Here is a 12,758-nt window from a genome sequence, read left to right as displayed (position 1 = left end):
TCCATAACGTGATATATAACACGATATAGGTCATCGCGGAACTCGGCAAGCGCCTTGGTCGGACATTAGCCTTGGTCGGACATTATGAAATCGCTTGAGTGACCGCCTCGATCGCGGCGGCAATCGCCTCGTCCCTGCCCAGCGCGCTGGTATCGATGATCATCGCGTCGGCTGCCGGGACCAGCGGCGCGACCGCGCGCTTGCTGTCACGCTCGTCGCGGCGGCGCAGATCGTCCTGGATTTCGAGCAGCGTCACGCCCGCACCGCGCTCGCGCATCTCGAGGAAGCGGCGCTGCGCGCGTGCCTCGACGCTGGCGGTGACGAAGAGCTTGGCCTCGGCCTCGGGCGCGATGACCGTGCCGATGTCGCGCCCGTCGAGTACCGCGCCGCCCTCCTGCGTGGCAAAGCTGCGCTGCCGCTCGTAAAGCGCCTGGCGCACAGCCGGGTGGATCGAGACGCGGCTCGCGAGCCCGCCGACCTCCTCGCTGCGTAGCTGCGGATCGTCGAGCAGGCTGTCGGGAAAGCTCGTCGCCGCCAGTGCATCGCCGCCGTCGTCGGGGTCGCCCCCGTCGAGGAACACCTGCCGCCCCACGGCGCGATAGAGCAGGCCCGTATCGAGATGCGGCAGCCCGAAATGCGCCGCAAGCGCCTTGGCGATCGTGCCCTTTCCGCTGGCAGTCGGTCCATCGACGGCGATGATCATGCTTTCGTCCCCCGCGCCTTCAGCGCCTTGGCCAAGCCCCACAGGGCGATCGCCGCCCAGAAGCCTTCGAGCACCAGGCTCGGCCAGTTGGTGTGCACCAGCAGCGAAACGGTCAGCAACGCCGCGCCGGCGAGATTGGTGCCGTGCAGCACGTAGGGGTTCGGCTCGTCCTTCCAGGTGAGGTAGCCATAGGCGCCGATGATGCAGGCCATGCCGACGAAACCGACGAGCGTGTAGATGTCGAGGTCGATCACGATGCGGCCGCGTCGAGCAGCGCGGTGAAATTGGGGAAGCTCGTCGCGATCGGTTCGATATCGTCGATCTCCACCCCGTGGCGGCTGGCGAGGCCCGCCACGGCCATGCTCATCGCGATGCGGTGGTCGAGATGCGTCGCGACGCGGGCGTTGGCGGTGCCGCGGAGCGGTTCGCCGCCGCTGCCGGTGATCACGAGGCCGTCTTCGCGTTCTTCGAGCGTCACGCCAGCAGCCATCAGTGCGGCGGCCATGGCGAACAGGCGGTCGCTTTCCTTGACGCGCAATTCGTCGAGCCCGCTGGTCACGGTCGTGCCCTCGGCCATGGCGGCGGCCACGAAGAGGACGGGAAATTCGTCGATCATGCTCGGCGCGATGGCGGGGTCGACCTTTATGCCCTTCAGCTTCGCGTGCCGTACGCGCAGGTCGGCGACCGGCTCGCCACCGACCTCGCGTTCGTCGAGCTTCTCGATATCCGAGCCCATCTGCCCGAGCACGCGGAAGATCCCGTCGCGCGTCGGATTGAGCCCGACGTTTTCGATCACGAGGTCGCTGCCCGGCACCACGCTGGCGGCAACGGCGAAGAAGGCCGCGGAGGATGGATCGCCGGGCACGGTGATGTCGCAGGGGTGGAGGTCCGCGGGGCCATGGATCCGGATGATCCGCTCGCCATCCGCTTCCTCGACTGTCAGTTCGGCGCCGAAACCGCGCAGCATGCGCTCGGTGTGGTCGCGCGTCGGCACGGGTTCTAGGACCGTAGTGATGCCCGGCGTGTTGAGCCCGGCGAGCAGCACCGCACTCTTCACCTGAGCGCTGGCGACGGGCAGGCGATAGGTGACCGGAACGGCGGGCTGCATGCCCTCCATCACCAGCGGCAGCGTGCCGCCGGGGGAGGGCGTGAAGCTCGCGCCCATGGTCGAGAGTGGATCGATCACGCGCCCCATCGGGCGCTTCGAAAGGCTCGCGTCGCCGGTGAAGGCGGCGGTGATCCCGTGGCTGGCGACCAGCCCCATGAGCAGCCGCGTCGAGGTGCCCGAATTGCCCATGTCGAGCGCCTGTTCGGGCTGGAGCAGCCCGCCGACGCCGACCCCGTCGACCACCCAGTCGTCGCCTGACCGCTCGATCCGCGCACCCATGGCGCGCAGCGCGGCGGCGGTGGCGAGCACGTCCTCGCCCTCGAGCAGCCCCGAAATCCGGCTGCGGCCCACGGCCAGCGCACCGAACATCAGCGCACGGTGGCTGATCGACTTATCGCCCGGCACGCGGATGCGACCGGTCAGCGGGCCTGAGGGGAGAAAGCGATGGGCGGTCACGAAGGCATATCCATATGAAGGCGGCGCTTTGACAGCGCACATGGGTTCTGGCAAGGCGCGCGCGCTGTTGATTCCTGCCCGGCAGGTTCCCATCAATACAATTACGAATTCACGGCTCCGCGCAGGTCGCGTGGGGCGGCAAATCCAAGGATTACACATGGTCAAACCGGAATGGGGCACCAAGCGGACCTGCCCGAACTGCGGCACCCGCTTCTACGATCTGAACAAGGAAGATCCCGTCACCTGCATCGAATGCGGTGAGGAATGGACTCCCGAGCCCGTGCTCAAGTCGAAGCAGCCGATCCTCGCCGAGGACGAATCCAAGAAGAAGAAGGACGCCGAGGCGGACAGCGATCTGGGCGGCGACGACGATGACGATCTCGATATCGACATCGACGAAGACGATGATTCGCCCGACAACGAAGTCGATCTCGGTGGCGACGACGACCTCGGCGTCGAGACCAAATCGAAGGGCGACGACGACGACGTCGACGAAAGCTGACGTGGCTTAAATTAGCTGTTGCATTGCGGGAGGGCTGCTTATATTGGGCGCCTCCCGCAAGGGTGACGCACCTCCCAGGATGCGTCGTTTGAAAAATGGTTCGGGGCCTTAGCTCAGCTGGGAGAGCGCTACAATGGCATTGTAGAGGTCAGCGGTTCGATCCCGCTAGGCTCCACCATTTTCACCGGTTCTGGTGGTAGCAGGCCGTGGCGACGGCTGCGGCTTGCTTCCACCACACCCGGGCATGAGTTTGGGTTTCATCGGGGAATTCCCCACGCTGGCCGACGAGTTCTCGTCCGCCGGCGTTTTTCGCGTTTAATCGGGCCAGCCATGGTTCGATGAGGAGTAACAGGCATGTTCGACAATCTGTCCGACCGCCTCGGCAATGTCTTCGACCGCCTGAAGGGGCGCGGCGCGCTGTCCGAACAGGACGTGCGCGATGCGATGCGCGAGATTCGCGTGGCGCTGCTCGAGGCCGATGTCGCGCTGCCCGTTGTCCGCCGCTTCATCGATGCGGTCACCGAAAAGGCGATCGGGCAGGACGTCCTCAAGTCGGTCACCCCCGGCCAGCAGGTCGTCAAGATCGTCGACGACGAGCTCGTCGCCATGCTCGGCGGGGGCGAGGATGCCGATCCCAAGGATCGCGAGCTCAATTTCGCCGCCAAGCCGCCGGTCGTCATCATGATGGTCGGCCTGCAGGGCTCGGGCAAGACGACCACCACCGCCAAGCTCGGCCGGCTGATCAAGCAGAAGCACGGCAAGAAGGCGCTGATGGCGTCGCTCGACGTCAACCGTCCGGCCGCGCAGGAACAGCTCAAGGTCCTCGGCGAACAGGTCGAGGTCGCCACGCTGCCGATCGTCGAAGGCCAGCAGCCGGTCGATATCGCCCGCCGCGCGATGGAAAGCGCCAAGCTGCAGGCCGCCGACGTGCTGCTGCTCGACACCGCGGGCCGCCTCCACGTCGACGAAGCGCTGATGGCCGAGATGAAGGCCATCGCCAGCGTCTCCGCGCCGACTGAGGTGTTGCTGGTGGTCGACAGCCTGACCGGCCAGGACGCGGTCAATGTCGCACAGAGCTTCACCGGCGAAGTGCCGCTGACCGGCGTGGTGCTGACCCGCATGGACGGCGATGCACGCGGCGGTGCGGCGCTGTCGATGCGCTATGTCACCGGCAAGCCGATCAAGTTCGCCGGCACGGGCGAGAAGCTCGATGCGATCGAGGCCTTCGATCCCAAGCGCGTCGCCGGCCGCATCCTTGGCATGGGCGATGTCGTCAGCCTGGTCGAAAAGGCTGCCGAGACGATCAAGGCCGACGAGGCCGAGGCGCTCGCCAAGAAGATGGCGCAGGGCAAGTTCGATCTCGAAGACCTGCGCATGCAGCTCCGCCAGATGCAGAACATGGGCGGCCTCGGCATGCTCGCGGGCATGCTGCCGGGGATGAAGAAGGCCAAGGCGGCAATGGCGGCCTCGAACATGGACGACCGCGTGCTGCTGCATATGGATGCGATCATCGGCTCGATGACGCCCAAGGAACGCAAGCGCCCCGAACTGATGAACGCCAAGCGCAAGAAGCGCGTGGCGGCGGGCTCGGGCACCGACGTGCAGACCGTCAACAAGGTGCTCAAGATGCACCAGGAGATGGGCCGCGCGATGAAGCAGATCAAGAAGATGGGCGGCCTCAAGGGCCTCGGCGCGCTGTTCGGCGGCGGGGGCATGGGCGCCGCCATGCCGGGGCTCGGCGGTCCTGGCGGCGGCATGCCCGGAATGGGCGGCGGCAAGGGACCCGGCGTGGATATGAACACGCTCCCCCCCGACCTCCAGGACATGCTCAAGAAGAAATAAGTTTCAGACGTTTACATTCGAAAGGTTATATCAAATGGCAGTTGCAATCCGTCTTTCGCGTGGTGGTGCCAAGAAGCGCCCCTACTACCGCATCATCGTCGCCGACTCGCGTTCGGCGCGCGACGGCAAGTATCTCGAGCAGATCGGCACCTACAACCCGATGCTGCCGAAGGATTCGGGCGAGCGCGTGAAGCTCAACGAAGACCGCGCGCGTCACTGGCTGTCGGTCGGCGCCAAGCCGTCGGACCGCGTCCACCGCTTCCTCGATGCCGCCGGCATCCTCGAGCGTGCACCGCGCAACAACCCGAAGAAGGGCGAGCCGGGCGAAGCCGCCAAGGAACGCGCCGAGGAAAAGGCCGCCAAGGTCGCTGAAGCCGAGGAAGCCAAGAAGGCTGCCGAAGAAGAAGCCAAGGCTGCTGCCGAAGCTCCGGCCGAAGAAGCTGCCGCTGAAGAAGCGCCGGCCGAAGAAGCCGCTGCCGAAGAAGCTACCGAAGACAAGGGCGAGTAATCCCGCCCATGTCGGACAAGCCCGTCACGCTGGCAGCCGTCACCGGTGCACATGGCGTGGCGGGCGAAGTCCGCCTGAAGCTCTTCGGCGAGGGGGTCGATGCCCTCAAACCGCACAAGAGCTTCAATGAGGGATCGCTGACCCTCGTCAAGATCCGCAGCGACAACAAGGGCGGTGCCATCGCGCGCTTTGCCGAGGTCACGGATCGGACCGCGGCCGAGCAGCTGCGTGGCACCGCCCTTTCGGTGTCCCGGCAGGCCCTGCCCGAGCTGGCCGCGGACGAATTCTACCATTCCGACCTGCTCGACCTTGCCGTGGTCTCCGACAACGGCGAGCCCGTCGGCCGCGTCTGCGCGGTCGAGAATTTCGGGGCAACCGACATCGTCGAGATCGAGAAGCCCGACGGCAAGAAATTCATGGTTCCGCTGACCAAGCAGGCGGTGCCCGAATGGGATAGCGAACGGCTGATGGTTGCCGCCGGTTTCGTCGACTAGCGCCGCAGCGGCCGCTTCTCGGCCAGGTGGTTGCGGATCGTGGTGGCAGCGACGCCGGCCTGGCCCATCGCATGGCTGATCTGGTCGAGGCCGATCACCACGTCGCCCGCGGCGAACAGCCCCGGCACGCTGGTTTCGAGATGGTCGTCGACGAGTATGCAACCGTCCTCGCTCACTTTCGCGCCGCATTTTTCGGCCAGACCCGAACGCACCACCGAGCCTAGCGCGGGATAGAGGCTGTCGAAGCTCAGGCGACCCTCGACCGTGTCGAAGGCGATCCGCCCGTTCTCGATGGCGAAGGAACCACAGGGCCCCGCCACGCGCGCGATCCCGGCCTCGTCGAGCGCTTTCGAGCACTGCTCCGACAGATCGTGATCGCCATCGGGTGAAACCAGCGTCACGTCGCGCGTATAAGTGCGGATGAACTGCGCCTCCGCCGTGCCGTGGTCGCTTGTGCCGATCACCGCGACACGCTTGTCGGTCACTTCGTAGCCGTCGCAGACCGGGCAATAGCGGATCAGGCCGCGGCGCAGCGCCTCGTCGTGCAACTCGCCGTCGATCCCATCGGGCCGGATATTGACCACGCCTGTTGCCAGCAGGACGGTTCGCGCGCGATATTCCTCGTCGTCGCAGCAGACGGTGAAATGCTCGTCTTCGCGTTGGAGGTCGGTGACGCGTCTGGGCTCGCGCAGCGCGCCGTATTTGGCGGCCTGCTCGCGCATCCGCTCGAGCAGTTCCTCGCCGTTGATACCCTCGGGAAAGCCGGCATGGTTGTGGCTCGTCGGGATCCAGCTCGCACGGCTGGTGCCGCAATCGAACATGCGGATATCGAGGTAGTAGCGCGCGAGATAGATCGCCGCGGTCAACCCGGCCGGCCCTGCTCCCACGATGATGCAATCGTCGATCTCTTTGGCGTGCGTTTCCATTCCGCTGATACGCGCGGGATGGCAAAGGGTGCCGCCTGCGGCTAGCAGGCTGACATGACCATGCTCCCCGTCGCCATAGTCCAGGCCGCTCCGATCCCGCTCGCGATCGGCGACGGGATCGACAAGGCGGTGCGCCTCGCGCGCGCGGCGATCGATGGCGGGGCGAGGCTGGTGGCCTTCGGCGAGACCTTCCTCGGTGGCTACCCGCTGTGGCTCGACGAGGCGCCCGGTGCGGCGCTGTGGGATCATCCGGGGAGCAAGGCGCTGCACCGGATCCTGATGGATCAGGCGGTGGTGGCGGATGACGAGCGGCTGCTGCCCTTGCAGGAACTGTGCGACGCCAGCGGCGCGGTGATCAGCATCGGCGCGCACGAGCGGGTGCGTCGCAGCCTCTACAACAACCAGCTGACCTTCCGCCCCGGGCTGCCGGTGCTGGACCACCGCAAGCTGGTGCCGACGCATGGCGAGCGGCTGGTGTGGATGCGCGGCGACGGCTCGACGCTCGGCATCCACCAGGCCGAGTGGGGCCGCGTCGGCAGCCTGATCTGCTGGGAACACTGGATGCCGCTGGCGCGCGCGGCGATGCACAATCTCGGCGAGAGCGTGCATGTCGCTGCCTGGCCCACGGTGCGCGAGCAATATGCCATCGCCTCGCGGCATTACGCGATGGAGGGGCGCTGCTTCGTGCTCGCGGCAGGGCTGGTGCAATCGAAGGACGATCTGTTCGACGGGCTCGAGCGTGCGGGCGGAAGCGATGAAGCGCGCGAGTTGATGGCGGCGATTCCCGAAGACGTGCTCAACCGTGGTGGTTCGCTCATCGCCGCGCCCGACGCGCGGATCGTTGCGCAGGCGGGCGAGGGCGAGGAGACGCTGTTCGCAGAGCTCGATCTGACCGAGATCGAAGAAGGCTTGGCATCGCTCGATACCGACGGCCATTACTCGCGGCCTGACGTCTTCGAGCTGCGCGTCGATACGCGCGCCAGAAACGGGGTGGAGTGGAATGATTGACGATCCGGTGACCTTGAGCGCCGCCTATGCAAGCGGCTCCGTCGCGATCAGCTGGGCGATGGCGCGTTTTTCTCCGACGATCGGGCCGCGCTTCAGGCATGTGCTCGCGGGCGGCGGACCACTGGCCGTGGTCTTCGCCTTCCTGGTGGAAGGGCATCAGAGCGTGACGCTCCACGGGATGGACCTGCTGGCGGGGGGAGGTCTGGTCGGTCTCGGCATCGCAAGCTCGGTCGCCGTCTCGAAGATCGGGCCGGCCAGGCACGACAAGCGCTTGAGGCTGGGGCGGCGCTGAGGCGCCTTCCCCGAACGAACGGGATGGAACTCGGCGCGCCGAGCCGCTAGGGCGCGGCGATGTTCGCCGCCACCATCCTCACCCTCTATCCCGAGATGTTTCCAGGCCCGCTCGGCGTCTCGCTTGCCGGACGGGCGCTCGAGCGCGGCGATTGGTCCTGCGAGACCGTCCAGATCCGCGATTTCGCCACCGACAAGCATCGTACGGTCGACGATACGCCGGCCGGTGGCGGGGCGGGCATGGTGCTCAAGCCCGACGTCATCGGCGCGGCGCTGACGAGCGTGGGCGAGGGGCGCCCGATCCTCGCCATGACCCCGCGCGGCAAGCCGATCACGCAGGAGCGCATTCGCGAGATCGCCGCTGGACCAGGTGTCGCGATATTGTGCGGCCGCTTCGAGGGCTTCGACGAGCGGATTTTCGAGGCTTTCCCGCAGGTCGAGCAGGTCAGCCTGGCCGATATCGTCCTCTCGGGCGGAGAACCCGCCGCGCTGGCGATTCTCGACGCTTGCATTCGCTTGCTTCCCGGAGTAATGGGCGCGCCCACAAGCGGGCATGAGGAGTCGTTCGAGGACGGCCTTCTCGAATACCCGCAATATACCCGACCTCAGGAATGGGAAGGGCGCACGATCCCTGAAGTGCTGCGATCGGGGGATCATGCGAAAATCGCTGCTTGGCGCAAGGCAAGGAGCGAGGAAGACACACGGTTACGCAGGCCGGACCTTTGGGAGCGTTACAGTGACGCTCGGGACCGACCTGCCTCTGGCGCGCGGCGAAAAGACTAGGGATACGGTTCGATGAACCTCATTCAGCAGCTCGAAGCAGAAGCTATCGAGAACCTCGGGAAGGACATTCCCGAATTCCGCGCCGGTGACACCGTGCGCGTCGGCGTCAAGGTTGTCGAAGGCAACCGCGAACGCGTCCAGAATTTCGAAGGCGTTGTCATCGCTCGCTCCAACCGCGGCATGGGCAGCAACTTCACCGTGCGCAAGATGAGCTTCGGCGAAGGCGTGGAACGCGTGTTCCCGCTCTACTCGCCGATCGTCGACAGCATCACCGTGGTTCGCCGCGGTATCGTGCGTCGCGCGAAGCTCTACTACCTGCGCGGCCGCACCGGCAAGCGCGCGCGTATCGCCGAACGTCGCGACAACGCGCCCAAGGCGTAAGCACGAAACAGTTTCTCTTCGCGAGAAGTTTGGGGGCGGCCTTCCGACTGGGAAGGCCGCCCTTTTTCGTAGGGGCCGTGATCGTAGACGTGAATCTGGCTTCCCATGCGCAACCCCGCCCGGCCGCAGAGCCATAGTGGCCGCCCGGAGTATGCGCCTTTCTCGCGCTCAGGCGTTAGCCGGATCATACCATTCGCGCTTAACCTGAATTTAGGCATGATTGCCGCGCCTCGGCTTGCGCGGACGCACGCTATTCTCCATCACCCCGCGACATCCACGGGGAGAGATCTTTGCGTCACCTGACCTTCGCGGCAGCCCTTGCTCTGGGCACCTGCCTTGCTACGCCGCTCGCCGCCCAAACCACCGCGCAGAATACGGAGACCGCGCCAATGGAGCTGAGTTTCGAACGCGTCTTCGCCTCGCCCAGCCTCGACGGACCGACGCCGCGCATGGTGAAGCTGTCGCCCGACGGACGCTATCTCACGCTCCTGCGCAATCGTGCCGACGACCGGGAGCGCTACGACCTGTGGGCCTACGACCGCGAGGCGGGCGACTGGGCGATGCTCGTCGACAGCGAGAAACTAGGCTCGGGCCGCGAATTGTCCGAAGACGAGAAGATGCAGCGCGAACGCGCGCGCGTGGGCAATCTCAAGGGCATCATCGACTATCAGTGGACCAAGCAGGGCGATGGGGTCCTCGTGCCACTCGACGGCGATCTCTATCTCGCGAGCATCGGCGGTGAGGTGGAACGCCTGACCGACACCGAGGAGAGCGAACTCAATCCCTCGCTCAGCGGTACGAGCGCCTATGTCGGTTTCGTGCGCGATCGGCAGCTGTGGGTCGGCGAGGTGGGCGCGGAAGCTCGGCCGATCACTCCGCAGGAAGGTGAGAACGTGCGCTGGGGCGAGGCCGAATTCGTCGCGCAGGAGGAAATGGACCGCCATACCGGCTATTGGTGGAGCCCCGACGATCGCCGCATCGCGGTCGAGCGCTTCGACGAAAGCATGGTCGGCGTGGTCACGCGCGCGGCGATCGGTGCGACGGGGACCAAGGTCTACGACCAGCGCTACCCGGTTGCCGGCAGCGCCAATGCCGCGGTCGACCTCTTCGTGATGGACCCCGACGGCGGCAACCGCGTGAAGGTCGATCTCGGCGAGGAGAGCGACATCTATGTGGCCCGCGTCGATTGGGCGGCCGACGGCAGCGCGCTCTACGTCCAGCGCGAGAACCGCGCGCAGACCGTCCTCGACATGCTCGAGGTCGATCCCGCCACCGGCGCCAGCGAGGTGCTGTTCACCGAGCGCGCGGCCAAACCGGATTACTGGGTCAACCTTTCCAACAACTACAAATGGCTGAAGGACGGCAGCCTCATCTGGTGGTCCGAGCGCGACGGCTACGGTCATCTCTATCGCTACGCCGGGGGTGATTGGACCCAACTGACCCGCGGCGAATGGGTCGTCACCAAGCTCGTCGGGATCGACCAGCAGGCGGGCCGGGTCTTCTTCCAGGGGACGAAGGACGACGTGCTGGCTCAGCAGGTCTACGCGCTCGACCTCGCCGATCCGGGCGAGCCGAGGCTGCTGACCGACACCGAATACGCCAATTCGGCGACAATGGACGAGAAGGGCCGGACGCTCGTCGTCACGCGCTCGAACGATACGAGTCCGCCGCAGAGCTATATCGCCGACCAGCAGGGCAAACGCCTCGCCTGGATCGAGGAGAACGCGCTCGACGCCGATCACCCCTATGCTCCGTACCTCGCGAGCCACCGGCCGACGCAATACGGGACCGTTCCCGCCGAGGACGGGACGCCGCTTCATTGGGAAATGGTCACGCCCGAGCTCGAGCCGGGCAAGCGCTACCCGGTGTTCTTCTATCACTATGGCGGCCCGCACGCGCAGGTCGTCACCAAGGCCTGGGACGGGGGGCTGCGCCAGGCGATCGTCGACAAGGGCTATATCTGGTTCGCGCTCGACAATCGCGGCAGCGCCAATCGCGGGGTCGAATTCGAACAGCCGATCAGCCGCGCGATGGGCGGCGTCGAGGTGCGCGACCAGAAGGCCGGGGCCGAATTCCTCAAGACGCTCGACTTCGTCGATCCCGGCAAGATCGCGGTGGATGGCTGGTCCTACGGCGGCTACATGACATTGAAGCAATTGCAGGCCGATCCCGGCCTCTATGCCGCGGGGATAGCGGGCGCCCCGGTGACCAAATGGGAGCTCTACGACACCCATTACACCGAGCGCTACATGGGAACGCCGCAGGCGGATGGCGCCGCATACGAGGCATCGAGCGCCATTCCCGACGCCGCCAGGATCGCCGATCCGCTGCTCATCATCCACGGAATGGCCGACGACAACGTGGTGTTCGAGAACGCCACCGCGGTGATCGCGAGGATGCAGGAGAGCAACGTTCCCTTCGAAATGATGCTCTATCCCGGTTACACGCACCGCGTCGCGGGCGAGCAGATCTCGCCGCATCGCTACAACACCGTGTTCCGCTTTCTCGAAGCCCATGGCGTGACCCCGCCGCAATGAGCGGGACCGACCGAGGCGAGGCCCAGCTCGGCCCGGGCGGCGCCTGGGCGATGGCCGTCGGCGGCATGATTGGCGGGGGCATCTTCTCGACGCTCGGCGTGGTGATCTCGGTGGCGGGAAAATGGGCCTGGGTGAGCTTCCTCGTCGGCGGGCTCGTGGCTCTCGCATCGGGCCATTCCTATTCCGCGCTCACACGCCAGATCGACCGGCCCGGCGGGTCCTATGCCTATCTGCGCGAACTGGGGTGGAACAGGCTCGCGCGCGTCGTCGTGTGGCTGCTGGTGGTCGGCTATGTCTTTACCGTCGCAGTCTATGCAGTGACCTTCGGCTCCTACGCGGCCTTCGCTCTCGGTGCGCCCGGCTGGGCCAAGACGCTGGCCGCGATTGCCGCGATCATGGTGCTCGCCGGGATCAACCTAATGGGCGCGGCCGAGGCGACACTGCTCGAGAAGGTCGCTGTCTGGGGCAAGCTCGCCATCCTGCTGGGCCTCGCGGGCTTCGGCCTCGCGCATTGGGACACCGCACAGCTTGTCGCCGATCCGGGCAAGCCAGTGGGGTTGGCAGGTGCGCTGGTGGGCATGGGCGTGGTGTTCATGGCCTATGAGGGCTTCCAGCTGCTGAGCTACGATTACGACGAGATGGTCCATCCCTCGCGGACGATCGCCATCGCCATGCCAGCGGCGATCCTCGTCACCATGGCGACCTATATCCTCGTCGCGCTGGGAGCCGCCATGCTCGCGGGCGCACCCGAGATCGTCCGCCGGGAGGAGGTGGCGCTGGCGATCGCTGGGCGCGAAGCGCTGGGGCAAACGGGCTTCCTCGCGGTCTCGCTTGCCGCGGTGTTCTCCGCCGGATCGGCGATCAACGCGACCGTCTTCGCCACCGCTCGGCTGGCGCTGGGGGCGGCACGCGATGGCGAGATGCCCGCGCTCTTCGCTCGGCTCGACGGCAGCGGCGTGCCCTGGTTCGGCACTTTGGTCATCTCGGGCGCGGCGATCGTCCTGACCGTCGTGGGCGGGTTGGAGGTATTGGTCGAGGGCGGCAGCTTCGTCTTCCTGTCGATCTTCGCGCTGGTCAATGGAATCGCCTGGCATCGCCGGGCAGGGCGCCGCTGGATTGCCGCAGTCGGATTGGCCGGCTCGCTCGTCGGGGTGGTGATGCTGGTGCTCTATCTTGCAGGGATCGTCTGAGCTTTCACCCGCGCAATCGAATGTGCGCT

General features: G+C 66.2%; 14 protein-coding genes and 1 tRNA gene. 11 read left to right on the top strand and 4 right to left on the bottom strand.

Features of this window, described 5'->3' with window-relative positions; translation table 11 throughout:
- Positions 1 to 82 precede the first annotated feature (82 nt).
- Genes K3181_RS00790 through aroA form a run of 3 tightly spaced genes read right to left on the bottom strand, consistent with a single transcriptional unit; the run spans position 83 to position 2,309 of the window.
- Positions 83 to 703, bottom strand: coding sequence for a (d)CMP kinase (locus K3181_RS00790; protein WP_221599911.1), 621 nt, complete (start codon positions 701 to 703; stop codon positions 83 to 85).
- Positions 700 to 960: a CBU_0592 family membrane protein gene (locus tag K3181_RS00785; protein WP_345725474.1), complete on the bottom strand. Its 261-nt coding sequence runs from the start codon at positions 958 to 960 to the stop codon at positions 700 to 702. Before K3181_RS00785 ends, K3181_RS00790 begins: the two co-directional genes overlap by 4 nt.
- Positions 954 to 2,309, bottom strand: a complete 1,356-nt coding sequence (aroA, locus tag K3181_RS00780) for a 3-phosphoshikimate 1-carboxyvinyltransferase (RefSeq protein WP_221599910.1) — start codon at positions 2,307 to 2,309, stop codon at positions 954 to 956. The genes K3181_RS00785 and aroA overlap by 7 nt, the downstream gene beginning before the upstream one ends.
- Before the next feature lie 115 nt (positions 2,310 to 2,424).
- Between aroA and K3181_RS00775 the strand changes: the two genes are divergently transcribed.
- The 5 genes from K3181_RS00775 (at position 2,425) to rimM (ending at position 5,613) form a co-directional block, all read left to right on the top strand.
- Positions 2,425 to 2,769, top strand: coding sequence for an FYDLN acid domain-containing protein (locus K3181_RS00775; protein WP_221599908.1), 345 nt, complete (start codon positions 2,425 to 2,427; stop codon positions 2,767 to 2,769).
- A 102-nt stretch (positions 2,770 to 2,871) separates the two neighbouring features.
- Positions 2,872 to 2,947 (top strand) — tRNA-Ala (locus K3181_RS00770).
- Between the two features lie 176 nt (positions 2,948 to 3,123).
- Entirely contained in the window at positions 3,124 to 4,611 is a 1,488-nt protein-coding gene (gene ffh / locus K3181_RS00765; RefSeq protein ID WP_221599906.1) for a signal recognition particle protein, read from the top strand.
- Positions 4,612 to 4,645: 34 nt separating this feature from the next.
- On the top strand, positions 4,646 to 5,119 hold the full coding sequence (rpsP, locus tag K3181_RS00760) for a 30S ribosomal protein S16 (protein WP_221599904.1): 474 nt from the start codon (positions 4,646 to 4,648) through the stop codon (positions 5,117 to 5,119).
- A gap of 8 nt (positions 5,120 to 5,127) precedes the next feature.
- Positions 5,128 to 5,613, top strand: a complete 486-nt coding sequence (rimM, locus tag K3181_RS00755; RefSeq protein ID WP_221599902.1) for a ribosome maturation factor RimM — start codon at positions 5,128 to 5,130, stop codon at positions 5,611 to 5,613.
- Here the strand turns inward: rimM and K3181_RS00750 are convergent.
- Positions 5,610 to 6,539 carry an NAD(P)/FAD-dependent oxidoreductase gene (locus tag K3181_RS00750; RefSeq protein ID WP_221599900.1) on the bottom strand — a complete coding sequence of 310 codons (930 nt, stop codon included), beginning with the start codon at positions 6,537 to 6,539 and terminating at the stop codon, positions 5,610 to 5,612. The two genes, rimM and K3181_RS00750, sit on opposite strands and share 4 nt — an antisense overlap.
- A gap of 54 nt (positions 6,540 to 6,593) precedes the next feature.
- Between K3181_RS00750 and K3181_RS00745 the strand changes: the two genes are divergently transcribed.
- From K3181_RS00745 to K3181_RS00720, 6 genes are all read left to right on the top strand, one after another.
- Positions 6,594 to 7,547, top strand: coding sequence for a carbon-nitrogen hydrolase family protein (locus K3181_RS00745; RefSeq protein ID WP_221599898.1), 954 nt, complete (start codon positions 6,594 to 6,596; stop codon positions 7,545 to 7,547).
- Entirely contained in the window at positions 7,540 to 7,839 is a 300-nt protein-coding gene (locus tag K3181_RS00740; RefSeq protein WP_221599896.1) for a hypothetical protein, read from the top strand. Before K3181_RS00745 ends, K3181_RS00740 begins: the two co-directional genes overlap by 8 nt.
- 59 nt (positions 7,840 to 7,898) lie before the next feature.
- Complete coding sequence (trmD, locus tag K3181_RS00735; protein ID WP_221599894.1) at positions 7,899 to 8,621, top strand: tRNA (guanosine(37)-N1)-methyltransferase TrmD; 723 nt, start codon at positions 7,899 to 7,901, stop codon at positions 8,619 to 8,621.
- 12 nt (positions 8,622 to 8,633) lie between these two features.
- Entirely contained in the window at positions 8,634 to 9,002 is a 369-nt protein-coding gene (rplS, locus tag K3181_RS00730; protein ID WP_247714815.1) for a 50S ribosomal protein L19, read from the top strand.
- Positions 9,003 to 9,292: 290 nt separating this feature from the next.
- Positions 9,293 to 11,539 carry a S9 family peptidase gene (locus K3181_RS00725; RefSeq protein ID WP_221599892.1) on the top strand — a complete coding sequence of 749 codons (2,247 nt, stop codon included), beginning with the start codon at positions 9,293 to 9,295 and terminating at the stop codon, positions 11,537 to 11,539.
- Positions 11,536 to 12,729: an APC family permease gene (locus tag K3181_RS00720; protein WP_221599889.1), complete on the top strand. Its 1,194-nt coding sequence runs from the start codon at positions 11,536 to 11,538 to the stop codon at positions 12,727 to 12,729. Before K3181_RS00725 ends, K3181_RS00720 begins: the two co-directional genes overlap by 4 nt.
- The last annotated feature ends 29 nt before the right edge of the window (positions 12,730 to 12,758 follow it).

It is taken from the genome of Qipengyuania mesophila, from assembly GCF_019711655.1.
Classification (GTDB): Bacteria; Pseudomonadota; Alphaproteobacteria; order Sphingomonadales; family Sphingomonadaceae; genus Qipengyuania; species Qipengyuania mesophila.
Note: the sequence above shows the minus strand (reverse complement) of the source record. Positions and strands in the feature narration are given on the sequence as shown.

What these genes read in the sequence shown, in the direction of transcription:
- K3181_RS00790 (WP_221599911.1), bottom strand. Translation starts at nt 703, where the DNA reads ATGATCATCGCCGTCGATGGACCGACTGCCAGCGGAAAGGGCACGATC.
- aroA (WP_221599910.1), bottom strand. Translation starts at nt 2,309, where the DNA reads ATGTGCGCTGTCAAAGCGCCGCCTTCATATGGATATGCCTTCGTGACC.
- K3181_RS00775 (WP_221599908.1), top strand. Translation starts at nt 2,425, where the DNA reads ATGGTCAAACCGGAATGGGGCACCAAGCGGACCTGCCCGAACTGCGGC.
- ffh (WP_221599906.1), top strand. Translation starts at nt 3,124, where the DNA reads ATGTTCGACAATCTGTCCGACCGCCTCGGCAATGTCTTCGACCGCCTG.
- rpsP (WP_221599904.1), top strand. Translation starts at nt 4,646, where the DNA reads ATGGCAGTTGCAATCCGTCTTTCGCGTGGTGGTGCCAAGAAGCGCCCC.
- rimM (WP_221599902.1), top strand. Translation starts at nt 5,128, where the DNA reads ATGTCGGACAAGCCCGTCACGCTGGCAGCCGTCACCGGTGCACATGGC.
- K3181_RS00750 (WP_221599900.1), bottom strand. Translation starts at nt 6,539, where the DNA reads ATGGAAACGCACGCCAAAGAGATCGACGATTGCATCATCGTGGGAGCA.
- K3181_RS00745 (WP_221599898.1), top strand. Translation starts at nt 6,594, where the DNA reads ATGACCATGCTCCCCGTCGCCATAGTCCAGGCCGCTCCGATCCCGCTC.
- K3181_RS00740 (WP_221599896.1), top strand. Translation starts at nt 7,540, where the DNA reads ATGATTGACGATCCGGTGACCTTGAGCGCCGCCTATGCAAGCGGCTCC.
- trmD (WP_221599894.1), top strand. Translation starts at nt 7,899, where the DNA reads ATGTTCGCCGCCACCATCCTCACCCTCTATCCCGAGATGTTTCCAGGC.
- rplS (WP_247714815.1), top strand. Translation starts at nt 8,634, where the DNA reads ATGAACCTCATTCAGCAGCTCGAAGCAGAAGCTATCGAGAACCTCGGG.
- K3181_RS00720 (WP_221599889.1), top strand. Translation starts at nt 11,536, where the DNA reads ATGAGCGGGACCGACCGAGGCGAGGCCCAGCTCGGCCCGGGCGGCGCC.